At 72.0% G+C, this 21,519-nt stretch carries 18 protein-coding genes; 6 read left to right on the top strand and 12 right to left on the bottom strand.

The genetic code is table 11. From position 1 onward, the window contains the following. Positions 1 to 28 precede the first annotated feature (28 nt). Positions 29 to 1,417 carry a DUF6716 putative glycosyltransferase gene (locus tag OG230_RS22170; RefSeq protein WP_328905451.1) on the bottom strand — a complete coding sequence of 463 codons (1,389 nt, stop codon included), beginning with the start codon at positions 1,415 to 1,417 and terminating at the stop codon, positions 29 to 31. Positions 1,418 to 1,630: 213 nt separating this feature from the next. On the opposite strand from OG230_RS22170, the gene OG230_RS22165 reads away from it, so the two are divergent. Together OG230_RS22165 and OG230_RS22160 are read left to right on the top strand one after the other, a co-directional pair. After that, on the top strand, positions 1,631 to 2,617 hold the full coding sequence (locus OG230_RS22165) for a glycosyltransferase family 2 protein (RefSeq protein ID WP_328905450.1): 987 nt from the start codon (positions 1,631 to 1,633) through the stop codon (positions 2,615 to 2,617). After that, on the top strand, positions 2,614 to 3,918 hold the full coding sequence (locus tag OG230_RS22160) for a polysialyltransferase family glycosyltransferase (RefSeq protein ID WP_328905449.1): 1,305 nt from the start codon (positions 2,614 to 2,616) through the stop codon (positions 3,916 to 3,918). The genes OG230_RS22165 and OG230_RS22160 overlap by 4 nt, the downstream gene beginning before the upstream one ends. 102 nt (positions 3,919 to 4,020) lie before the next feature. Here OG230_RS22160 and OG230_RS22155 read toward each other — a convergent pair whose 3' ends face one another. From OG230_RS22155 to OG230_RS22140, 4 genes are all read right to left on the bottom strand, one after another. Further along, positions 4,021 to 5,103 carry an acyltransferase gene (locus OG230_RS22155; RefSeq protein ID WP_328905448.1) on the bottom strand — a complete coding sequence of 361 codons (1,083 nt, stop codon included), beginning with the start codon at positions 5,101 to 5,103 and terminating at the stop codon, positions 4,021 to 4,023. 8 nt (positions 5,104 to 5,111) lie between these two features. After that, positions 5,112 to 6,455 carry a polysialyltransferase family glycosyltransferase gene (locus OG230_RS22150; RefSeq protein ID WP_328905447.1) on the bottom strand — a complete coding sequence of 448 codons (1,344 nt, stop codon included), beginning with the start codon at positions 6,453 to 6,455 and terminating at the stop codon, positions 5,112 to 5,114. Positions 6,456 to 6,458: 3 nt separating this feature from the next. Next, positions 6,459 to 7,424: a glycosyltransferase family 2 protein gene (locus tag OG230_RS22145; protein ID WP_328905446.1), complete on the bottom strand. Its 966-nt coding sequence runs from the start codon at positions 7,422 to 7,424 to the stop codon at positions 6,459 to 6,461. Positions 7,425 to 7,579: 155 nt separating this feature from the next. Next, the gene (locus tag OG230_RS22140) at positions 7,580 to 8,224 is read right to left on the bottom strand and encodes a TetR/AcrR family transcriptional regulator C-terminal domain-containing protein (RefSeq protein ID WP_328905445.1); all 645 of its coding nucleotides are present in this window, start codon (positions 8,222 to 8,224) and stop codon (positions 7,580 to 7,582) included. 38 nt (positions 8,225 to 8,262) lie between these two features. On the opposite strand from OG230_RS22140, the gene OG230_RS22135 reads away from it, so the two are divergent. Continuing rightward, on the top strand, positions 8,263 to 9,681 hold the full coding sequence (locus OG230_RS22135) for an FAD-dependent monooxygenase (protein ID WP_328905444.1): 1,419 nt from the start codon (positions 8,263 to 8,265) through the stop codon (positions 9,679 to 9,681). Between the two features lie 30 nt (positions 9,682 to 9,711). Here the strand turns inward: OG230_RS22135 and leuE are convergent, their stop codons facing one another. After that, positions 9,712 to 10,377, bottom strand: coding sequence for a leucine efflux protein LeuE (leuE, locus tag OG230_RS22130; protein WP_328905443.1), 666 nt, complete (start codon positions 10,375 to 10,377; stop codon positions 9,712 to 9,714). A 96-nt stretch (positions 10,378 to 10,473) separates the two neighbouring features. Further along, positions 10,474 to 12,054, bottom strand: a complete 1,581-nt coding sequence (locus OG230_RS22125) for an acyl-CoA mutase large subunit family protein (RefSeq protein WP_328905442.1) — start codon at positions 12,052 to 12,054, stop codon at positions 10,474 to 10,476. Positions 12,055 to 12,280: 226 nt separating this feature from the next. Here OG230_RS22125 and OG230_RS22120 point away from each other — a divergent pair, with 226 nt between their 5' ends. Then, on the top strand, positions 12,281 to 13,177 hold the full coding sequence (locus OG230_RS22120; RefSeq protein ID WP_328905441.1) for a L,D-transpeptidase family protein: 897 nt from the start codon (positions 12,281 to 12,283) through the stop codon (positions 13,175 to 13,177). Positions 13,178 to 13,383: 206 nt separating this feature from the next. Here OG230_RS22120 and OG230_RS22115 read toward each other — a convergent pair whose 3' ends face one another. Together OG230_RS22115 and OG230_RS22110 are read right to left on the bottom strand one after the other, a co-directional pair. Further along, positions 13,384 to 14,541 carry a hypothetical protein gene (locus tag OG230_RS22115; RefSeq protein ID WP_328905440.1) on the bottom strand — a complete coding sequence of 386 codons (1,158 nt, stop codon included), beginning with the start codon at positions 14,539 to 14,541 and terminating at the stop codon, positions 13,384 to 13,386. After that, a complete protein-coding gene (locus tag OG230_RS22110) occupies positions 14,541 to 15,281 on the bottom strand; it encodes an RNA polymerase sigma factor (RefSeq protein WP_328911491.1) in 741 nt (246 codons plus the stop codon). The genes OG230_RS22115 and OG230_RS22110 overlap by 1 nt, the downstream gene beginning before the upstream one ends. Before the next feature lie 621 nt (positions 15,282 to 15,902). On the opposite strand from OG230_RS22110, the gene OG230_RS22105 reads away from it, so the two are divergent. Continuing rightward, entirely contained in the window at positions 15,903 to 16,361 is a 459-nt protein-coding gene (locus OG230_RS22105; protein WP_328905439.1) for a hypothetical protein, read from the top strand. A 42-nt stretch (positions 16,362 to 16,403) separates the two neighbouring features. Here the strand turns inward: OG230_RS22105 and OG230_RS22100 are convergent, their stop codons facing one another. From OG230_RS22100 to OG230_RS22090, 3 genes are all read right to left on the bottom strand, one after another. Further along, positions 16,404 to 17,186, bottom strand: coding sequence for a hypothetical protein (locus OG230_RS22100; RefSeq protein ID WP_328905438.1), 783 nt, complete (start codon positions 17,184 to 17,186; stop codon positions 16,404 to 16,406). Then, complete coding sequence (locus OG230_RS22095; RefSeq protein ID WP_328911490.1) at positions 17,183 to 17,809, bottom strand: RNA polymerase sigma factor; 627 nt, start codon at positions 17,807 to 17,809, stop codon at positions 17,183 to 17,185. Before OG230_RS22095 ends, OG230_RS22100 begins: the two co-directional genes overlap by 4 nt. A gap of 134 nt (positions 17,810 to 17,943) precedes the next feature. After that, positions 17,944 to 18,384: a hypothetical protein gene (locus OG230_RS22090; RefSeq protein WP_328905437.1), complete on the bottom strand. Its 441-nt coding sequence runs from the start codon at positions 18,382 to 18,384 to the stop codon at positions 17,944 to 17,946. 364 nt (positions 18,385 to 18,748) lie between these two features. Here OG230_RS22090 and OG230_RS22085 point away from each other — a divergent pair, with 364 nt between their 5' ends. Beyond that, a complete protein-coding gene (locus OG230_RS22085) occupies positions 18,749 to 21,460 on the top strand; it encodes an FG-GAP-like repeat-containing protein (protein ID WP_328905436.1) in 2,712 nt (903 codons plus the stop codon). Positions 21,461 to 21,519 lie beyond the last annotated feature (59 nt).

Raw genomic sequence — 21,519 nt, 5'->3', positions numbered from 1 at the left:
TCGGCGCGGGAGTTCGCGGTGCGCCCGGTCACAGCTCGCCCATCCGGCGGATCACCGGGGCGACGCGCTGGACGCCCTGCCGGTAGGCCCCGCGTGCCGCGTTGCGTACGGTTTCGCGCACCGCTCCCCTGACCCGGCCGGTCTCCCTGGGCGCCGCGGCGCCCGGCAGCGGGTGGCCGTCGGTGCCCAGGTGGTGGCGGGCGAGGATGCCGGGGAGGTAGCCCGGGGCGGTGGCGGGTGTGTAGTAGGGGGCGAGGGGCGGGAGCCGGTCCCGTCCGAGCAGCTCGGTGACCGCGGCGCGGGCGGTGTCGTACGCCGTGGCGTACGTACCGTCGGCGGCGACGCCCTGGCCCGCCAGCCACTCCTCGTCCGGCCGGGGCCGGAATCCGCCGTCCAGCCGGTCCCAGGACGTGAGGAGTCCGGAGCCGATGAAGTGGTGGTTGCCGAGGGTTTCCCGGACGCCGAGATCGGAGAGGACGGCGGTCGGGATCCGGCGGTGCAGGGATTCGAGCGCGGCCGTCGAGGAGACCGTGACCAGCAGGTCGGTGCGGTCCAGGACCTCGCCCATGTGCCCGTACACCAGGCGGAAGTTGGGCGGCAGGCCGCCCGGGAGCTTCTCCGCCAGCCGCTGGTAGGGCAGTTCCTCGATGTGGGTGGTGTGCTCCCCCGGCTTGGAGCGCAGCTTCAGGAGCACCTCGCGGCCGGGGTGCAGCCGGGCGTGCTCGACGAGCCTGCGCAGCAGGTACGTGCGGTCGGCGCGGGATGCCGGTACGGAGGGCTGGGCGGCGAACACGACGGTGTCGCGGCCCTCCTCCGGCCGGTGCGGCGCACCGCCGAGGAACGGCAGTGCGGCCTCCGTGACGGCCGAGGCGTCGGCGCCCACTCCCTCGTACACCGCGCGGAAACGCTCGGCGTCGTGGCGGGAGTTGGCGAGGACGACGTCCGCGCCGTGGCGCAGGAGGAGCCCGTCCGCGAGCTTCTCGTAGACAACCCCCACGTAACCGGTGACGATCACCGGCCTGCGGGGCAGGTCCAGCGCGGCGAGACCGTGCAGCATCGCCTGGACGGCGCCGCCCACGAGGGCGAGGACGACGAGGTCGTACCCCTCCTCCCGCACCGCGTGCAGGAACTCGACCGCCGTCACCTCACGGACGCGAGCGGCGTCGATGCCCACCTCCCCGACCTCGGCGAGCTGCCGGGGGGTGGGGGTGGCCCGGCCACGCAGCAGCAGTCCGCTGACCTCGACGGGCCGTTCGTGTGCGAGCGACGCGTCGGTGCCGGTGGTGAGGCGGCGCGCGGTGAGCGCGCCCCATTTCCACCGGGTGTCGGAGTCGGCGAGTACGGCTACGCGGAGCGCCGTGCTGCCGTCGGGGGCGGTAACGGCCGGGTCGGCCGTATTGCTGGTACGTGGGGGCACGTCGTAGAAGTTAGGAAGGCATTCCGAGGAGCGGCCCAACGTGGCGGCAACAAATGGTTAACAGCCCACCGACGGTTGGCGAATCCACCCGGGAACAGCGAGTTCCGGCCCCGAATTCCTTGGGGAATCAAGCCGGTTCATCGTTCCGACATTCGCCGTTCACCCACCATCCTTGCTGGGGACGGGGCAAATGCCGGGGCCCGCCCTAGCGTGATGCGGGTGGTTAAGCTCTCCGTCATCGTGCCGTTCTTCAACGTGCAGACATACGCGCCCGACACCCTCAGAAGCCTGCGGGCCAATGCCCGGGAGGACTTCGAGTTCATTCTCGTCGACGACTGTTCGACCGACGGGACGGCGGACCTCCTGCGCCGCGCGCGGGAGGAGATCCCCGGGGTGGTGCTGAGACGGCACGAACGGAACGAGGGGCTGGCGACGGCCCGCAACACCGGGCTCGACGCGTCCCGCGGTGAATACGTCACCTTCCTGGACGGCGACGACTGGCTGGCCCACGGCCACTGCGCCGACCTGGTCGCCGCCATGGACCGCCTGGGCTGCGACTTCCTGCGGACCGACCATGTGCGGTGCCAGGGCAAGTCGCGCTCGCTGCGCCGGGTTCCGCACGGTCTGCGGGACGTGCCGATGAATCCGCGCGAGGCCATCCTCCCGGCCGGCCGCACCACCTCCGTCGACTATCCGTACGCCTGGGCCGGGATCTACCACCGCCGTCTGGTCGACCGCGGGCTGATCCACTTCACGCCGGGGCTGCACACCGCCGAGGACCGGCCGTGGATCTGGCGGCTGCACCGGGAGGCGGAGTCCTTCGCGGCCGTCGGCCTGCTCGGGATCTTCTACCGGCGCGGAGTCGCGTCCTCCCTCACCAGGACCGGGGATATGCGACAGCTCGATTTCATTCGCGCATTCGACCAGGTGATAGAGGAGACCGCTCAGGACCGGGAGGCGGAAACGCTTCTCCCGAAGGCGGTACGCACCTACTGCGCCGTCATCTCCCACCATCTGGGCGCGATTTCCCAACTCGAACCCGGTGTGGCGCGCAAGCTGCGGTCGATGAGCGCCGCCGCACTGCGCCGTATGCCGCAGGACATTCTGGAAGAGACGCTGGACTCGATGGGTATCGACAGGGCTTCCCGGCTGCGGCGGCTGCGCCGCCGTCCCACCACGGGCGCGGGTGCGGCGGCATGAGCACTCGTATCCTCTGCGCATCCACCCTGCACGGTGCGGCGGTGCTGGCCGCCGCCGTCGACGCGGGCTGCTTCAGCCCCACGGACCGGCGGATCCTCCTGGTGAGCAACAACGCCGCCGAGCCGGAGGCCAGCCCCTCCCTCGACGAACTGCCGGGATTCGACGCACTCCGTGACCGTTTCGACGAGGTGCTCTCCTGGAACGCGGCGATCGCACCGCTCCACCCCCTGGGCTGGGCCCCGCGGCCCGGGGACGCCCCCCTGTGGGAACGGCACCTGCGGCGCCTCTGGGAACTGGGCGACGACGAGGTCGAGTTGACCGTCGAGTCCATCGAGGACAGTCCCGCGTCCGCCGTCACCGGCATCTTCCCGGGCACTCCCATCGATGTGTACGCGGACGGGCTGACGGGCTACGGCCCCACCGGCAGCAAGATCGACCCGCTGCTGGGGACGCGGGTGCGCCGGCTCCTCCATCTCGGTCTGGTGCCCGGTACGGAGCCGTTGCTGCTGACGGAGTTCGGTGTGCGGTCGGAGATCGTTCCGGACGACGCCTACCGCGCGGTCCTGCGGAAGGTCGGCGCGGCCTCGCCCGCACCGGAGGTCCCGTGCCGCGCCCCGGCGCTCCTCCTCGGCCGGAGCGCCGGAGAGACACCGGACCCCGACGCGGAACTGCACCTGCGGATGCTGCGCGGCGCCGCCGCACTGGGGCACCGGGGCATCGTCTTCAAGCCGCACCCCGCGGCGCCCGCCCGCTCGTACCGCGCGCTGGAGGCGGAGGCCGAACGGCTGGGCGTGGAACTGACCGTGCTCGAACCGAGCGTGGTCGCCGAGACGCTGTTCGAGCAGCTGCGGCCCGCCCTCGTCGTGGGCTGTTTCTCGGCCACGCTGTTCACCGCCCGGCACCTGTACGGCCTCGACGTCGCGCGCACCGGGACGCGGGAGGTGCTGGAGCGCCTCACCCCGTTCGAGAACGGCAGCCGTGTCCCGGTGGTGCTCGCCCATACCCTGCTGCCCGAGCTGGGAACGGGCGTCACCGAGGCACCCGGCAACCCGGACCGGCTCGTCACCGCGCTCGGCTTCGTGATGCAGCCCCGCGTCCACGCGGAGCTGCGGCCGGCCGCCACCGCGTACCTCGCGGACGGCATCACACCCGCCGAACTGGAGCTCTTCCCGCGCCGCAGGCTGACCGTGCTCGGTCTCCCCGGCGGTCTGCCCGGAAGGCTCGCCGCGCTCTCCCGCAATCCGGCCCTGCGCCGGGCGGCGGTACGCGCCCGGCGACTGGGACGGACCGTGCTGCGCTGAGCCCGACCCGGGGCCGGGGCCGCACACAAGGCCCCGGACCCGGGGTGGCAACACACCGCCCGGGTACGGGTCCTGATCACGCGTCGGGTCCCGGCCGCGGCCTCAGCCCAGCAGTCGGTTCAGCCCCAGACGGCCCCAGAGCAGCGCGGCGCCGAACGACAGCAGCGTGGTCGCGGCGACGAGTCCGGCGAGGGCGGCAGCAGCCGCGGCCGGTCCCAGGTCCTCGGAGACGAACCACCGCGAGAGCGCGGTGAGCACCAGCAGATGGACCAGATAGGCGCCGAACGAGGCGTTGCCCAGCACGACCAGGTGCGGGCGCAGCCGGCCGGGAATCCGCAGCCGGTGCAGCGAGAGGAGCACACCGCCGGTGAACAGGGCGACGAAGAGGCTTCCGTACGGAATCGCGTAGTGGACGTCGTGCTGGTACCAGACCACACCCGCGAAGCCCGCCGCCGCCAGCAGCGCCCACGGGGCGCGCCACCGGCCCGCCGCACCGGCCGGCAGGGCCACGAGCAGCGCCCCCGCGACCGCGTAGACGAGCTGGTACGGGCTGAACGTCCAGCCGAGCCGGGGCATGTCCCAGCCGGTGAGCCGGCCCACGTCACCGAGGAACACCGGGGCCAGCGCGAGAGCCAGCAGCGCGGCGCCGAGGCCCCAGGGCCGCTTGCCCGACTTCACCATCACGACGAACGCCAGCAGCAGGATGACCGGCACGTACGCGTACAGGTACCAGAGGTGGAACGCGGGCCGGACCGAGCCGAAGAGCGCGTCCCGTGCCAGCTCACCGACCGGTCCGTCGTTCGTGCCGCGCCATCTGCCCCAGGCGAGGTAGATCACCGTCCACGCGCCGAGCGGCACCAGGATGCGCACGATCCGCTGCCGCAGCCGTCTGCCGTCCTTCGGCGGGGCGCCGACCAGGATCACCCAGCCGGCGATCGCGAAGAAGACCGGGACGGCGAAGCGGCTGGCGGAGTCGCCCACGATCCCCGCCCAGTAGACGCCGGAGCCCCCCGCCTCCGTACGCCCCACGGCGTCCAGGAACGCGGAGCCGGAGTGGCAGAGGATCACTCCCACGGAGGCCAGCAGCCTGATCAGGTCGACGTCGTAGCGGTGTTCGCGCTCCGTCCGGCCGGCCGGAGCGACGGCGTCCGGGGTGACGGGGGCGATGGGCACGGTGGATGACATCGGGGACCTCAGAAGCCCAGGCCGGCACGGGTGCGCCGGGCGGTCCTGCGCAGCCGGACCGCGGCGCCCTGGACGCTGCCGCCCGGCAGCGACAGCTTTCCGAGGCGTCGCCGCTTGAAGTAGTGCTGCGTGCCGCTGTCCAGCCGCTCGCGCAGCCATGCCTCGGCCTCACCGCGCAGCGACGGATGGAGGCGGGACTGCATGCAGTAGCCGACCGTACGGACCAGGGGGCCGAGGGTGTCGGGTGCGCTCGCGGGCAGGGCGGGCACCCCGTCGGCGGCGTGCTCCTCCAGGTCGGGCACGAGGTGGTCGACGATCGTCAGCGGCACACGGTTGCTGTTCTCGTACGGGGTGAGGCGGTCCAGCAGCGGCCCCGTGCCGACGCGGGCGACGGGAATGCCGTAGTACGCGGCGGCGGTCAGCATCGCCGTGGAGAAGCAGCCGACGACGAGCGTGGGCGCGCACCGCTCGAAGAGGGTCTCGGCCAGCAACGGGGTGTTCATCGTCGTGAGCCGGACCCCGGCCTCGGCCGCCGCGGCGTCCAGCGCCTCGGAGTAGCGGGCGGGGGCGGTCGGGTGCGGCTTGAAGAGGACGGACGTGTGGCCGGCCCGGGCCGCGCCCCGCAGCATGCGGATGTGCAGGTCCTCCTCCTCCTCGGCGGTGAGGATGCCGAGGGCCGCGAGGTACTGCCCGAGGAGCACGGCGGTGGGTGCCTGGGCCACCACCTCGGTGAGCTGCGGGTCGCCGTCCGCGGACCCGGCGATCTCGCCGAGGACCTTGCGCATGGCGTCCGCGGGGACGAGCTCGGGCTCCACGTCGAACTCGGACAGGAGCATCGGCCTGAGGCCGGGGACCAGGTCGAGGTGGAGGACCCGCCGGATGCGGCAGCCCAGGGACAGCGGCAGCTTGTTGCGGGTCGGCCCGTAGCTCATGAGGCCGTCCGCGTAGACGTGCAGGGCGCTCTCGGAGAAGATCGCGGCGAGCGCGCGGGCCGGGTTGACCTGGATGGATTCCAGGGCCAGTTCCACGGGTCCGTCGCCCAGGCCCCAGGCCAGCCGGAAGGCGCGCTGCCAGAGCACGGTCTCCTCGGCGCGCGGCCCCCAGCCGTTCGGGTGGTAGGGGCTGATCGCCTCGTTCCAGCTGATGACGGAGTCGAAGCGGGCGGCGATGCGGTCGTAACCGCACAGCGCGTCCGGGCCGGGAGTCGCCTCCGGGACCGCGGCGTTGTTGCACAGCAGCAGGATGCGGCGGCTGTCCGACGGTGGTCCGAACTGGCCGGCGTCGAGCGCGGCGGCGAGGGTGGCGGCCCCGTACAGGGTGGAGACCTGGAAGATCTGGGTGCGCGTGGGCATGGGTCAGGCGGCCTTCTGCTTGTCACGCAGGCGCCGGAGCACTGTGCTGCGCTTGGTGTCCATCGTGTTCAGGGTGTCGTCCAGCACCTGCTGGGGCATGCGGTGCAGAGCGCCGGTCGACGCGAGTCTGAGCCGGCGGGCGGTCGCGGCCTCGTAGTCGGTGGACCGCTCTCCGTGGAAGGCGATCAGCGCGCAGTACGTACGGACCGCCTTGGGCAGCAGGAGTTCCGCGTCCCGGTCCTGCGCGAGCTCCCGGAGGAGGGTGTCGTAGGCGGGGAAGAAGTCCAGCTGACGGGAGTCCTTGATCTGGGTCAGGGACGTGGTCACTCCGCGCCGGTAGAAGATCCCGTAGAGCCCCAGGGCCGCATAGCTCCGCGCCTGCAGATGCAGCCGCCAGGTCCACAGCCGGTCCTCGGCCGTGCGCAGTTCCGCGTCGAAGCGCATGGCACCGTCCTCGAAGAGCCGGCGGTGGTACAGCCCGGCCCAGACGAAGGGGTAGTCGACCATCGTCTCCATGTCCGGGTACGCGATCCCGGCCCGCGGGTCGACCGCCTCGTCCCGCACCCGGGCGGGGGCGCGGCGGATGACACGGGTGGTGCCGGTCGACTGGACGTGGTCGTTGCGGACGAAGTCGACGTCCAGTTCCTCCGCCGCGCGCAGCAGCCGGGACAGATGGCCGGGGGCGTACCAGTCGTCGCCGTCGAGGAAGGTGAGGAACTCACCGCTCGCCGCCTCGATGCCGCTGTTGCGCGCCGCCGCGATGCCCACGTTCGTGTCGTGTCTGATGACCCTGGCCTGTGGCAGCCGCCGGGCCCAGCGGTCGATGACGGACGGTGTCCCGTCCGTGGAGCAGTCGTCCACCAGCAGGAATTCGACGTCCGAATCCGTGTTGCGGGCGAGACTGCCCAAGGTGGTGTCGGCGTACGGGGCGACATTGTGGAGCGGTACGACAACGGACAGTTTTGGCACGCCGGCCCTCGCCTTCGATCATGTAGCCGCCCAAGCTAATGAAGGGCGTCGAGGACCGAGTGGCCGTTGATGCGACGGGGGATGAACTCTGGGCGACGCCGGTATGACACCGGGCGCCGGGCCGGGGCCGGGACCGCCGTGCGGGCGTTCCCCCGTCAGCGCGGCCCGTACCGTGCCTCGATGCCCGCGACGATCAGCCACAGGCCGTCCTCGAAGCGCTCGTCGTAGCCGTCGAAGATCTCGGCCCCGGCCGCCGCCGCGAGCGGGAACCGTTCCATCCGCTCCGCGCGCTCGCCGATGTCGTAGCCCTCGCGCCGCTCGTCGGGCATCGGCCGGACGCCCTGCTCCTCGGTGACGAAGCCCATCGTGTACGCGTAGGCGACGGTGCCCGCCCGTACGGCCTGCCGCAGGCCGAACCCTGCGTCGGTCATGGTCCGCAGATGGGCTTCGAGCCCTTCGGCGTGGTCGTTCCCGGTGAATCTGGCACCGCTGTAGACCTTCGCACCGTCGCGGTAGCGCAGCAGCGCCGTACGGAGCCCGCTGTTGTACGCGACGAGCTGCTGCTGCCAGGTCTCCGGGGTGACGCGGGGCAGGTCCTCGTCGAGCATCCGGCGGTACATGACCGTGGCCATCTCGTCGAGCAACGCCTGCTTGTCCTTGAAGTGCCAGTACAGCGCGGGTGCCTTGACGTCCAGTTCCCTGGCGATGGCACGCAGGCTCAGCCCGTCGAGGCCCACGTCGTTCAGCAGCCGCAGCGCGGTGTCGGCGACGCGCGCCCGGTCGATCTTCGGAGTACCCACCTTGACAATTTAACAGCGTTAAGCACAGACTCCGAACCATGGAACTTAACAGCGTTAAGGAAACTCGGGTGCTGATCGTCGGCGCGGGCCCCACCGGTCTGGCCCTGGCCTGCGATCTGGCCCGCAGGGGCGTGACCGCCCTCGTCGTCGAGCAGGCGCCCGCACTCTTCCCCGGCTCACGCGGCAAGGGCATCCAGCCGCGCACGAGGGAGGTGCTCGACGACCTCGGCGTAGGCGACGCCGTGCGGGCCCACGGCGCCGCGGCGCCCATCGGGATGACCTGGCAGGACGGTGAGCGGCAGGGCGAGTACGACATGTTCCGCCGGGCGGCGCCGACGGACGCGGAGCCGTACGGGGAGCCCTGGATGATGCCGCAGTGGCGGACCCAGGAGATCCTGCTCGCCCGGCTGCGCGAACTGGGCGGCGACGTCGTCCTCTCGACCGCCCTGACAGCACTCACCCAGGACGAGCACGGGGTGACCGCCGAGCTCTCCACCGGGCAGGTCCGGGCCTCCTACCTCGTCGCGGCGGACGGCGGACGGTCGACGGTCCGGCGGGCACTCGGCGTTGCGATGGCGGGCGAGAGCGTCGACCCGGCGCCGATGCTGGTCGCCGACGTCCGGATCGCCGAGTCCGCCCTCGACCGGCTCAGCTGGCACATCTTCATGGGCGAGTCCGGCTACACGACGCTCTGCCCGCTGCCCGGTACGGCGGACTTCCAACTGGTCGCCCAGTTCAAGGACGGCGAGCCCGACACCTCCCCGGAGGGCGTCCGGGCCCTGGTCGCCGCCCGTACCCACCTGGCCGCCGACGACGTCACCGAGGTGCGCTGGTCCTCGGACTTCCGGCCGCGCGCCGCGCTGGCGGACCGCTTCCGGGTGGGCCGGGTCCTCCTCGCGGGCGACGCCGCCCATGTGCACTCCCCGGCGGGCGGCCAGGGCCTGAACACCAGCATCCAGGACGCGTACAACCTGGGCTGGAAGCTCGGCATGGTCCTGCTGCACGGCGCGGACCCGGCCCTCCTGGACAGCTACGAGGAGGAGCGGCGGCCCGTGGCCGCCGAGATGCTCGGCCTGTCGACCCGCATCCACCGGGGCGAGCAGGAGCGCGGCGCCGCCACCCAGCAGCTGGGACTCGGCTACCGAGGGAGCCTGCTGTCCTCCGGCCGGGCGGGCGCCCTCGTGTCCGGGGACCGCGCCCCGGACGGTCCCACGGACGACGGCCCGCGCCTCTTCGATGTCTTCAAGGGCCCGCACTTCACCCTGCTGGCGGTCGGTACGACCGTCGAACTGCCTTCGTTCGAGGGCGAGCTGGTCCGCATCCACCGGACGGCCGCGTACGAGGCGTACGGGAAGGGGCTGTTCCTGGTGCGGCCCGACGGCTATATCGGCTGGGCGGGCGACGACCCTGCGAGCCTCGTCCCGTACCTCGCGCGGCTCGGCATCGCGCCGCGCTGAGCCGTCGGGCCGGACTGACCGGCCCCCGGCTCAGACGCTGCTGAACGAGAGCTTCGCCGCGAATCCCAGGAACAGCACGCCCGCCGCCGACGTGGCCCCCGCCGACAGCCGCTTGCGGCGGCGGAAGACGGCGGCCAGTCGGGTGCCGCCGAAGATCAGCATCGAGAGGTACAGGAAGCTGGCGAACTGGAGCAGGGTGCCCAGCAGCAGGAAGGACAGGGCCGGGTAGGCGTAGCCCGGGTCGACGAACTGCACGAAGAAGGAGATCAGGAACAGGATCGCCTTCGGGTTGAAGAGGCTGACGACCAGGGCGCGGCGGTAGGGCCGCTCCATCGCCGCAGCCGCCGCCGGCGCCTCGGACTCCGCCGTCAGCTCCTCGACCCGCCGGCGCCGGTCGCGCCACATGGACACGGCGGCCCGCAGCATGCCGATGGCCAGCCAGGTCAGATAGCCCGCGCCCGCGTACTTGACGAGCGCGAAGAGCAGCGGCGTCGTCTGGAGCAGGGAGGCGGCGCCCAGCGCGGACAGGGTCATCAGCACGGTGTCCCCGGTCCAGACCCCCGCGGCGGCCACATAACCGGTGCGTACGCCGCGGCGGGCGGCGACGGACAGTACGTACAGCGAATTCGGGCCCGGCAGAAGAATGATCAGCACGAGGCCGGCGAGATAGGTCGGAAGATCGGTGACACCCAGCATGGACGGAGTGTCGCACGGGGGTACGACACTCCGTCCAGGGGTCTCACCAGGTGTTCCGCGTCACGGCCCCGGTCGGGGAGCGCACCGGCTCCCGGTTCAGAACGCGTCCGTGGGGACGTACGTCCCCCAGACCTCCCGCAGCGCGTCGCAGACCTCGCCCACCGTCGCCCGCGCCTTCAGCGCGTCCTTCATCGGGTAGAGGACGTTGTCCGCCCCGCCCGCCGCCTTCTTCAGCTCGGCCAGGGCCGAGTCCACCGCGCCCTGGTCGCGTTCGGCGCGCAGTTTCGCCAGCCGGGCCGCCTGCTGGGCCTCGATCGCCGGGTCGACGCGGAGCGGCTCGTACGGCTCCTCCTCGTCGAGCCGGAAGCGGTTGACGCCGACGACCACGCGCTCCGCGCTGTCCGTCTCCAGCGCCACACGGTAGGCGCTGCGCTCGATCTCGTTCTTCTGGAAGCCGCGCTCGATCGCGTTGACGGCGCCGCCCATGTCCTCGACCTTGAGCATCAGGTCAAGGGCCGCCGCCTCGACGTCGTCGGTCATCTTCTCCACGACGTACGAACCGGCGAACGGGTCGACGGTGGCGGTGACGTCCGTCTCGTACGCCAGGACCTGCTGGGTGCGCAGGGCCAGACGGGCGGACTTGTCGGTCGGGAGCGCGATCGCCTCGTCGAAGGAGTTGGTGTGCAGCGACTGGGTGCCGCCGAGGACAGCGGCCAGGCCCTGCACCGCGACGCGCACCAGGTTGACCTCGGGCTGCTGGGCGGTGAGCTGGACACCCGCGGTCTGGGTGTGGAAGCGCAGCATCAGCGACTTGGGGTTCTTCGCGCCGAACTCCTCCTTCATCACCTTCGCCCAGATCCGGCGGGCGGCACGGAACTTGGCGACCTCTTCGAGGATCGTCGTACGCGCCACGAAGAAGAAGGAGAGCCGGGGGGCGAAGTCGTCGACGTCCATGCCTGCCGCGACCGCCGTACGGACGTACTCGATGCCGTCGGCCAGGGTGAACGCGATCTCCTGCGCGGGCGAGGCACCGGCCTCGGCCATGTGGTAGCCGGAGATCGAGATGGTGTTCCACTTCGGGATCTCGTCGCGGCAGTACTTGAAGATGTCGGCGATCAGCCGCAGGGACGGCTTCGGCGGGAAGATGTACGTGCCCCGGGCGATGTACTCCTTCAGCACGTCGTTCTGGATCGTGCCGGTGAGCCTGTCCGCCGGGACTCCCTGCTCCTCCGCGACCAGTTGGTACAGGAGCAGCAGCAGGGAGGCGGGGGCGTTGATCGTCATCGACGTGGAGACCTTGTCCAGCGGAATCCCGCCGAACAGCACGCGCATGTCGTCGATCGAGTCGATCGCCACGCCGACCTTGCCGACCTCGCCGGACGCGAGGGGCGCGTCGGAGTCGTGCCCCATCTGGGTGGGCAGGTCGAAGGCGACGGAGAGGCCCATCGTGCCGTTGGCGATCAGCTGCTTGTAGCGGGCGTTCGACTCGGTGGCCGTGCCGAAGCCCGCGTACTGCCGCATCGTCCACGGCCGGCCGGTGTACATGCTGGGGTAGACACCACGCGTGAAGGGGTACGCGCCCGGCGCGCCCAGCTTCTCGGCCGGGTCCCATCCGTCGAGGGTCTCCGGCCCGTAGACCGGCTCGATGGGCAGTCCCGACTCGGACTCACGTGTCATGTGCTGTGCCTCCCGTGCATGCCGGCCAGGGGTTTCGAGGGTTTCGCGACGGACTTTAGCGGCGGCCGGCCGAGGGGCGGAGGGCCACCGGCTGGGACCTTCCTCACAAGGGGTACCCCCGGGACTGGACCGACGCTCCCCATCATGCGCAGGATTCGGCAACCGGGCAGGGCGGGAATTCGTCCAAGGAGACACCGGAGCAGTGGGCGAGCCCAGGGGGCAGAGGATGACACGTACCCGTGTGAACGCGAAGGGCGGCGGAGCGCGCACAGGCGCGGCGGTCGCCGTCGGCATGCTCGCCGTCACCGCTCTGGCCGCGGGCTGCACCCCGGAGACCGCCGGCGGGGCCCAGCGGGTGACACCTTCGGTGAAGGCGAGCCCCGCCGACGCGAAGCCGGGCAGCGGCGCGAGCAGCCCGGCGCCGGCCGCGAGCCCGTCCACCGAAGCACCGAAGCCCTCCCCGTCCAGGAGCACGGAGGCGGCTCCGCCGCCGGAGATCCTGATGTCGACGGGCTCCCAGGGCGCACGGGTACGGGAACTCCAGGCCCGGCTCCGCCAGACAGGGCACTTCGACCGCTCCCCCACGGGCTACTACGGAACCGTCACCGTCACGGCCGTGCAGTCCTTCCAGGGCAAGCGGGGCCTTCCCCGCACGGGCGGGACCGACACCGTCACCTGGCAGAAGCTCCTCGGGATGACGCGGAAGCCGACGGCGGCCGAGCTGACCCCGCCCACCGAACGTCCCGCGGCGAAGCCGGACGAGCGCTGTATGACGGGCCGTGTCCTGTGCATCAGCAAGAACAGCCGGACGCTGTCGTGGATGGTCGACGGCCGGGTCGTGTCCTCGATGGACGTGCGGTTCGGCTCGCAGTACACGCCCACCCGTGAGGGCACGTTCTCCGTGTACTGGAAGTCCCGTCACCATGTCTCGACGATCTACGACACTCCGATGCCGTACGCGATGTTCTTCAGCGGCGGCCAGGCCGTCCACTACTCGTCGGACTTCGCGGCCCGCGGCTACAACGGAGCCTCGCACGGCTGCGTGAACGTCCGGGACGAGGGGAAGATCGCCTCACTCTTCGCCCAGGTGAAGAACGGCGACAAGGTCGTCATCTACTGGTAGCGGCGGGACGACGGGGCGGTGAAAGGGGCGCGGACGGGACCGGGGGAACGTGTCCCGCCCGCGCCAGGTGCGCTGAGCCGAAGGTACGGGGGGAACCCCGGCTCATTGCGCGGCCGATGACCAGTCGGCTCACTTTGTACTGCGCCCGGCGATCGAAAAGTGTCACACCCGGGGTCCGGGCAGTCGCCCGAGGCCGTGGACGGCGCTCAGCGGGAGTCCGGAGCGGTGGTGACGGAGCCGTTGGCCGAGCCCGTGTCGCCGTCGCTGTCGCCCCCGCTGTCGGGGGACGGCGGGGGCGTGCGGAAGGAGATCGACGGCAGCGAACCCGAGCCGCCCTCGTCCGTTTCGCCACCGCCACCGCCTCCGTCACCGGCTCCGGAGCCGGAACCGGAACCGGGGGAACCGTCGGGGCCTTCGGAGTCCGAGCCGCCGTCCTCGGCGCCGCCGTCCTTGTCGCCCGCGTCGTCGAGGCGCTCACAGAACCGGTCGAGGTTGTCCTCGCTCTTGGCCATCTCGATCAGGCGGCGCTTGGTGGCCCGGTCGAGGGTGCCGTCGCGGTACTGCCGGCACGCCTGGACCGCCTTCTCGTACACCTCGCCGGAGCCGGCTCCGGCGTTCCCCGCGGGTGTCTCGTCCCCCGCGGTCCCGTCCCGGGGGCCCTGGGTGCTCCCGGACCCGTCCGGACCGCCCTCGCCGGTGCCCGTGCCCTCGGTGGTGTCGCCGTCGTGCCGGCTGTGCCCGCTGCCGTCCCCGGTGCCCGACGGGGAGTCCGGGGCGGGATCCGACGTGCGGGGGCCGGGACGCGTGCCGGGCGGGGAGGACGGGCCCGGGTCCGAGGGGAGCCCGGAGGCCAGTTCCTCCGGAGAGGCCGCCGCCGACACGGAGGCCGCCGGCACCGGCGAGCCCTGGCCGCCGAACGGCCCGGGAAGCATGCCCGCGCCGGAGGCGACGGCCACCCCGCCCAGCGCGCAGCCCGCGAGCGAGAGCACCAGGCCGTAGCGCGCGGGGCGGCTCCAGCGCGCCCGCAGGCCGGTGGACGGACGTCCGCCCCCGATGCGTACGGACTGGAGGCCGTCCTGCCGTGACATCGGCCCGGACTTGGAGTCCTGCCCCTTCGGGGCGGCTCTCCTCGTACCGGCGCCGCTTCTCTGCCGGGTGTGGGCCGCCTCGCGAAACGCGGCGAGCACGGTGGTCTCCCCCGGCAGTTCACCGTCCGCGGGCGGCAGGGTCCTCGCCGCTTCCAGTGCGTCGGCGAGCCGCAGGGCATCGGTGCGGGCGCGATCGTCGGCGGGCTCGACCGGCTCGCCGCTGAGCAGTCGCTCCGCCGCGTCCTCGTCGAGCCACTGGTACCGCTCGTCGGCCATCACATGTCCTTCTGCGTCCACGGACGCGAATGCGTCACACCGTGGGTAACACCGGCGGGAGCCGCCACACCGTTGCGGGCCGGGCGCTGCGAGGGTACAGCTCCGAGTTCCGTTCCCTGACCCGTGGTGGTGTTCTCCCGGTCCGCGGCACCGCCGCCCGGGCCGCCCGGGCCGTCCTCCGGAAGGCCGCCCTCCGCCCCCACCAGCTCCGCAAGGCGTTTCAGTCCGCGGTGGGCGGCCGTGCGTACGGCGCCGGGGCGCTTGCCGAGTGTCCGGGCCGCGCTCTTCGCGTCGAGGCCGACGACCACCCGCAGGACGACGGCTTCGGCCTGGTCCTGCGGGAGTTGGGCGATGAGCGACATGGTGCGACCGGTGGCCAGCGCCTCGATCGCCTCGTCCGCCGTGTCCGATTCGGCCGGTTTGCCGGTGAGTTCGGTCTCGTCGCCGCCTATGGCGGGGCGCCTGCTCCGCATCCGTATGTGATCGAGGGAGCGGTTGCGCGCTATGCGGGCCGCCCACCCCCGGAAACGGTCGGCGTCGCCGCTGAACCGGTCGAGGTCCCGGGCGATCTGCAGCCAGGACTCCGACGCCACGTCCTCGGCGTCCGGGTCCCCGACCAGTGTCCGTATGTAGCCCAACAGCCGTGGCTGCACGGCGCGGTACACAGCACGGAAGGCGTCTTCGTCCCCGTCCTGCGCCGCGAGCACCGCGGCAGTCAGCTCCGCGTCGTCCCCCAGCACTCCCTCAACCCGCCCTGCTGTCATGAATCGCAGCTGGTCACCACTGCTGCGCCACTCTGCGCGACTCAGCACGCTACGTGGTTGCCCGGTGCCGCGTCCATGACTTGTACAACCCGCAACGGTCGCCGACACCTTGCGGTGTGACAGAAAACGCAGCCACGGCGCTGAGATGAGTACGGGGCCGTGCTGCGGCCTCGTGGAAGACGGCCGGGGCCTCTCCTGTGGGGGGTGGCGGCCCCGGTCGTCGTCCCATTTCCCCCGCTCCGACCAGGTAACACCCAGGTCGCGGGGCCTCTGCGTGGCCGACACATGGCCATGGCATCCGGGCAGTCCGCAGTGGCAGACGCCTTCCCTTTGCTTCTCGGTCAGCGGTTCCCCTTCGGGACAGGCATGAAGCCGGTCCACGGCCGGAACCCGGTCTCACCAGCCACGTGAGGAAAGCCGCGGTCGTCCCGCCGTACCGACTCGGTGGGCGGCGTCCCCGCAGCTCAGCGAGTGGGACGTCCCTGGATGACGCCACCTTCACGTCAGCTGTGGCCGGGCATCGGCCGGACCCGCAGTCTCGTTGCGGAGCCGGCCGGCGCGGTCGGCCGCCCAGGCAACCCCACCAGGAGCACTCCCATGAAACTGAACAGAAAGCTGGCGGCGACTCTGCTCACCTCCGCCGGACTGGCCTCGACCCTCGCCCCGCTGACAGCCTCGCCCGCCTCGGCCTCCAGCATGTACGGCTGCTCGTACCCACGCGTGTGCGTGTACAACGGCTCCTACTCCAGCGGCACCCTCATCGGCTGGTTCCAGGACAACGGCTACCAGAACATGCCGGTCTCGATACAGAACGATCCGGACGCGGTCGCCAACACCCGTAACGACGACTCCGTCTGGCTGATCGACACGGGCGCCGCCCCGGACCGGTACATCTGCATCCCGGCGAACACCGCCGTGAACCTCGGCAACTACGCCCACCCCAACGGCACCACGTGGGCGAACGACGTCGACACCATCAACATCTTCAGCGACGACGGGAAGTGCAGCGGGACCACCCACGTGCAGCAGGGCATCGTCCCCGTCAACTGGCCCTGACGTACGCCGCCGTCCCCGGGTCCCAGGTCCGGGGACGGCCGTTCAGCCGGCGGACCGGCCGTTCCTGCTGCCGCTCGCCGCACCGCTCGGGCCGCCGTCGCCCGTCCCTTTCGGGGGCACCGGCTCGCCCTTCTCCGCCTTGCCGCTGCCGTCCAGGGCGCCCGAGGCGCCCTTCGAGCCCGGTGCCGGACTGCCGAGCAGGTCGTCGCAGTACGCCTTCACCGCCGCCTCCGACGCCTCGCCGGCCGCGGCCTCCAGACGCGCCAGGGTGGTGGCGTCCGCCGCCTTCCCGTGCTCGCGGTCCTTGGCGTACACCCGGCAGAGCGCGACGTCACTGCGTCCCCGGTCCGGACCACCGGAGGGCCGCGGAAGGTCCGGCGGGTTCGTCGCCGCCCCGGGGGTGCCGTCACCCGTCGGCGAGGGCGTGCCGCCGGAGCGGGGTCCACCAGGGGTCGCGAGGGTTCCGTGGGTGGGGCGTACGGAGTCGGGCGCGTCCTTCCCGCCGTCGCCGAACGGTGTCGGCAGCGCCCCGGAACCGGCGGCCACCGCGACCCCGCCCAGGGTCGCCGCCGCCACGAACCCGCCGAGCATCACCCGCACCGAGCGCGCACCGCGCCACCGCGGCGCCGGGCGCCAGTCGTCGCGCCGCCGCCACCACGGGGAGCGGGCGGCGTGGGCTCCCTGGTCCCGCGCGGCCAGGAAGGCGGCGGTCGCGCGCAGCTCGTCGTCCGCGTCGGGCGCCGCCGTGCGCCGGGCCGCCGCGAGCAACGCGGCGAGTTCGGGTGTCTCCGGCGCTTTCGGCTGCCGCTGCGATTCGTTTCTCATGCTTCATCCCTCAGCGTACGGCGCGTCCTGTTCGTCACAGCGCCCGTCCCGCCCGGGGACAACTGCTCGGCCAGCCTCTTGAGTCCACGGTACGCGGAGGTGCGGACGGCCCCCGAACGCTTGCCGAGCACCCGGGCCGTCGCGGCTCCGTCCAGGCCGACCACGACCCGCAGCAGCACGGCCTCGGCCTGCTCGCGCGGCAGCGTACCGATGATCTCCAGCGCCGCTTCCGTGGAGAGCGTCTCCAGGGCCGCGGCGGCGGTGTCGTGGCCGCCGGGCAGCTGGAGCACGTCCTGCTCGATCAGGGTGGTGCGGGGCCGCCGCTTCTGCTTCCGGAGGTGGTCGAGCGCGCGGTTGCGGGCGATCATCGCGGTCCAGCCGCGGAATCCGGCCCCGTCACCGCGGAAACGGCCCAGGTCACGGGCGATCTCCAGCCAGGCCTCCGAGGTCACGTCCTCGGCGTCCTCGCCCACCAGCCCACGCACGTAGCCCAGGAGGCCGGGCTGCACCCGCCGGTACGCCACGGCGAATGCTGCCTCGTCCCCCTGCTGTGCCCGCTCGACGGCATCGCCGAGCTCGGCGTCGTGCATCTCCCTGCGGCGCTGCTCCCCGCCCGTGCCCAACACTTCCCTAATCAACGCCTGTTCCGGCACCAACTGCCGTGCCCTTGCTCCCTGCCGGGGCAATACCCCTCTTCTTCTTCTGCGCCCGCGGGCACAGAAGCGTCACAGGATTCTCACCGGCGGAATCGAACAGGCTACCCGCACATGGCCTTTCGCTGTGCCGAGCGGCCGTGCATCAGGAGGTACAGCCGCTGCACCGACTCCTCGGGCCCCGACTCGAAACGGTTGACGACCTTGCCGAGCGGATTCCACACCCGGCCGTCGGGCATGCGTACCCCCACCGTCTGCCGGAACAGCTCCCGTTGTGCGGCGTCGAAGTCCACCCACACACCACCGGCCCTGCGGACGATCACCTCGCCCGTGTACGCGCCGAGGCCCAGCAGGATTCCGTCGACCTGGTCCCGTCGCGGCTGGTCGCGCCGCAGGCCGTCGACGACGAGATCGACGAGCCGGAGACTGGCCACGGAGTAGTCGAGGGGCAGCCGGTTGCGCGCGGTGAGCCGGGTGACGAACGCCGATGTGTAGGCGCGCATCGCCGAGGCCCCGGGCAGCGTTGTCCGCTCGTCCCCACCCATGATTCCCCCTGCCCTTCGCCGTGCCGGCGATCGCCGACACTGACCCAGCGACGGGGAACGCCGAAACATCACGCCCTGGGCGCTGTGTTCGTTCTCACGGTCCGGGGCGGCAGGAAGCGTCCATGTTCGTACAACCATTCGCACACCTCGTACGTCACCTTGACCGCACCCGAAGCAGGCCCATCAGCCACCCCTGTGACGCGCGTCACGTTCACGGGATTCGGTGTGACGTTTGAGCCCCGGGCCTCGCTGGGTACCCAGGGCCGCCCGTTGTGACGGGTGGGGCTCGATGAACCTATGGGTACTTGAACTCTGTTGAAGGGTGGGGCACTTGAGCCCGCGCAGTTCACACGCGTACAGACCGATGAGCCTGAAGCGCCGCGCCTGGCTGACCATCGGCGCGGTCGTGCTCGGTGGCGCGGGGGCGGTCACCGTCGCCATAGCCAATCCCGAGGCTCCGGAGGCCCAGGGGCCGAAGGTCCGCAAGGCATCGGTCCACGAGCTGACCCTCAAGGGCACCGGCGACTCCAAGCGCGCGCTGCCGCGCACCGACACCGACCCCTTCTCCATGGTCGGCGTCGTCTGGGCGGACCCCGAGGCGACGGTCGACGGCAAGGCCGAGGTACGCACCCGCAGCCGCGAGACCGGCCAGTGGAGCTCCTGGCTGGAAGTGCACCTGGAGCAGCACCTCGGCGCGGAGCGTGACGAGGACGAGGCGAAGCTGCCCGGTATGTCCGAACCGCTGTGGGTCGGGCCCTCCGACGCCGTCGAGGCGCGGGTCGTCCGCACGGACGGCACCGCCGCCGACGGGCTGCCCAAGGGACTCGAACTCTCGCTGGTCGACCCGGGCGTCACCGCCAAGGAGGCCGCGGCGCCGGGCGCCGACGCGCAGAGCGCGTCGTTCGCCGTCGAGGAGACCGCGACGCCCACGCCGACGGACACCGAGACCACGACGGCGACCCCCAGCGAGACGCCGAGCGAGACGGCCACGGAGACCGCGACGCCGACGGAGACCGCCACCGAGACGGCCACCGCCACACCGACGGACACCACTTCGCCGAGCGCGACTCCCACCGACACCCCGTCGCCCACGCCGACCGTCCCGACCGCGCCGCCTTCCACGGTGAACCGGCCCGCGATGACGCTGCGCGCCGGCTGGGGCCCGGACAAGTCGCTCGCCACGAACTACAGCGACCCCGAGTACATCGACAAGATCCAGGCCGTCTTCGTCCACCACACCGTGGGTTCGAACGACTACAGCTGCGCCGAGTCCGCCGCGCTCGTCCGCGGCATCTACGCCTACCACGTCACCCCGCGCGAGGGCTACGAGGGCTGGAAGGACATCGGCTACAACTTCCTCGTCGACAAGTGCGGTCAGATCTTCGAAGGCCGTGAGGGCGGCGCCGACCTGCCGGTCCTCGGCGCGCACACGTACGGCTTCAACTCCTACTCCACCGGCATCGCGCTGCTCGGCAACTTCGAGACGGGCAAGCCCACCACCGCGGCCCTCAACTCGGCCGCCCGCGTGGCCGCGTGGAAGCTCGGCCAGTACGGCGTGAGCCCGAGCGGCTCGGTCACGCTGACGGCTGCGGCCGACACCGGTGTGTACAAGAAGGGCGCGCAGGCCACGCTCAAGACGATCTCCGGTCACCGCGACGGCTTCGCCACGGTCTGCCCCGGCCCCACGCTGTACGCCAAGCTGCCCGCGATCCGCACCTTCGCCACGGGAGCGGGCCGCAACTCGGCCGTCCCCACGGCCGACTTCAACCGGGACGGCATCAGCGACCTGATCGTCGGCCTCCACAAGGCGTCGGGCAGCGCCGGCCGGGTCACCGTCCTGCCGGGCAGCCAGAACGGCCCCGACGCCGCCACGAAGCGCACGCTCGACCAGGACAGCCCCGGTGTACCCGGCGGCAACGAGGCGTACGACTACTTCGGTTACTCCAACGCCTGGGGCGACCTGAACGGCGACGGCCACGCGGACCTGGTCATCGGTGCGCCGGGCGAGGACATCTCGCAGTCGGACAACGGCACGGTCGTCGCGATGTACGGACCCGGCCTCACCACCGGCAAGGGCCACGCGATCACCAGCTCGTACCGTGTGGGCGGCGACAAGCTCGGCTACGCGGTCGCCGCGGGCGACTTCAACGCCGACGGCATGGACGACGTCTTCTCCGTCGCTCCCGGAAAGCCCGGCCGCTGGTGGTCCTGGGACAGCAGGACCGGGGCCGCGAAGGCGGGCTACCTGAACACCTCCGCGTACAGCGGCGCCGTCGGCTACCCGACCTCCGCCACGGGCGACTTCAACAAGGACGGCTACACGGACGTCGCCGTCGGCTTCCGCGACCCGGGCGGCATCGCCCGGCTGCTGTGGCTGAAGGGCTCCGCGACCGGACTCCAGCGCGTCGGCGTGCTCGCCGCACCCGGCGGGCGCTCGCTGGCCACGGGTGACGTCAACGGCGACGGCGCGACCGACCTCGTGGTCGGCCAGCCGTACAACAGCGAGTCCGGCCACACCGCCAAGGGCGGCGCGGTCAGCGTCGTGTTCGGCTCCTCGACCGGTCTCACCTCGACCGGCCGCAAGCTCTACCACCAGGACACCTACGGTGTGCCCGGCGGCGGCGAGAGCGGCGACAACCTGGGCTGGTCGGTCTCGGTCGGCGACGTCGACCTCGACGGTTACGCGGACATCCTCGCCGGTCTCCCGGGAGAGGACATCACCCGCTCCGGCGCGTCCCGCACCAACGCGGGGGCCGTCCTCATGGTCCGTGGCACGGCCTCCGGTCCCACCAGCAACGGGTCCGTCGTGATCGGTCAGGACACCGCGGACATCCCCGGGGTCACGGAGACCGACGACCGGCTCGGTTCGTCCGTCTCGCTGGCGGACCTCACGGGCGACACCCGGGCGGACATGGCACTCGGCGCGGACGGCGAGGACGCCAACAACGGCACCGTGCTCCAGCTCGACAACATCGTCGGCAAGGGCATCCTGCCGTCGAGCAGCGTGTACTACGGGACGTACCAGCTGGGCGCCCCCAAGGGCATCCGGATCGGGCTGAACGTCCTGGCCCCGTAACACCCCGACGGGCCGCGCCTCGCGCGCCCACCGACACCGGAGCCCCTCGGCCTGACCCG

Source organism: Streptomyces sp. NBC_00234 (genome assembly GCF_036195325.1).
In the GTDB taxonomy this organism is placed as follows: domain Bacteria; phylum Actinomycetota; class Actinomycetes; order Streptomycetales; family Streptomycetaceae; genus Streptomyces.
The sequence above is the reverse complement of the archived record's forward strand: the minus strand, read 5'-3'. Positions and strand labels throughout refer to the sequence as shown.

Coding starts and splice junctions, on each gene's coding strand:
- OG230_RS22135 (WP_328905444.1), top strand. CDS start 8,263: ATGGAACTTAACAGCGTTAAGGAAACTCGGGTGCTGATCGTCGGCGCG.
- OG230_RS22115 (WP_328905440.1), bottom strand. CDS start 14,541: ATGGCCGACGAGCGGTACCAGTGGCTCGACGAGGACGCGGCGGAGCGA.
- OG230_RS22105 (WP_328905439.1), top strand. CDS start 15,903: ATGAAACTGAACAGAAAGCTGGCGGCGACTCTGCTCACCTCCGCCGGA.
- OG230_RS22120 (WP_328905441.1), top strand. CDS start 12,281: ATGACACGTACCCGTGTGAACGCGAAGGGCGGCGGAGCGCGCACAGGC.
- OG230_RS22100 (WP_328905438.1), bottom strand. CDS start 17,186: ATGAGAAACGAATCGCAGCGGCAGCCGAAAGCGCCGGAGACACCCGAA.
- OG230_RS22150 (WP_328905447.1), bottom strand. CDS start 6,455: ATGCCCACGCGCACCCAGATCTTCCAGGTCTCCACCCTGTACGGGGCC.
- leuE (WP_328905443.1), bottom strand. CDS start 10,377: ATGCTGGGTGTCACCGATCTTCCGACCTATCTCGCCGGCCTCGTGCTG.
- OG230_RS22125 (WP_328905442.1), bottom strand. CDS start 12,054: ATGACACGTGAGTCCGAGTCGGGACTGCCCATCGAGCCGGTCTACGGG.
- OG230_RS22160 (WP_328905449.1), top strand. CDS start 2,614: ATGAGCACTCGTATCCTCTGCGCATCCACCCTGCACGGTGCGGCGGTG.
- OG230_RS22155 (WP_328905448.1), bottom strand. CDS start 5,103: ATGTCATCCACCGTGCCCATCGCCCCCGTCACCCCGGACGCCGTCGCT.
- OG230_RS22085 (WP_328905436.1), top strand. CDS start 18,749: ATGAGCCTGAAGCGCCGCGCCTGGCTGACCATCGGCGCGGTCGTGCTC.
- OG230_RS22090 (WP_328905437.1), bottom strand. CDS start 18,384: ATGGGTGGGGACGAGCGGACAACGCTGCCCGGGGCCTCGGCGATGCGC.
- OG230_RS22165 (WP_328905450.1), top strand. CDS start 1,631: ATGCGGGTGGTTAAGCTCTCCGTCATCGTGCCGTTCTTCAACGTGCAG.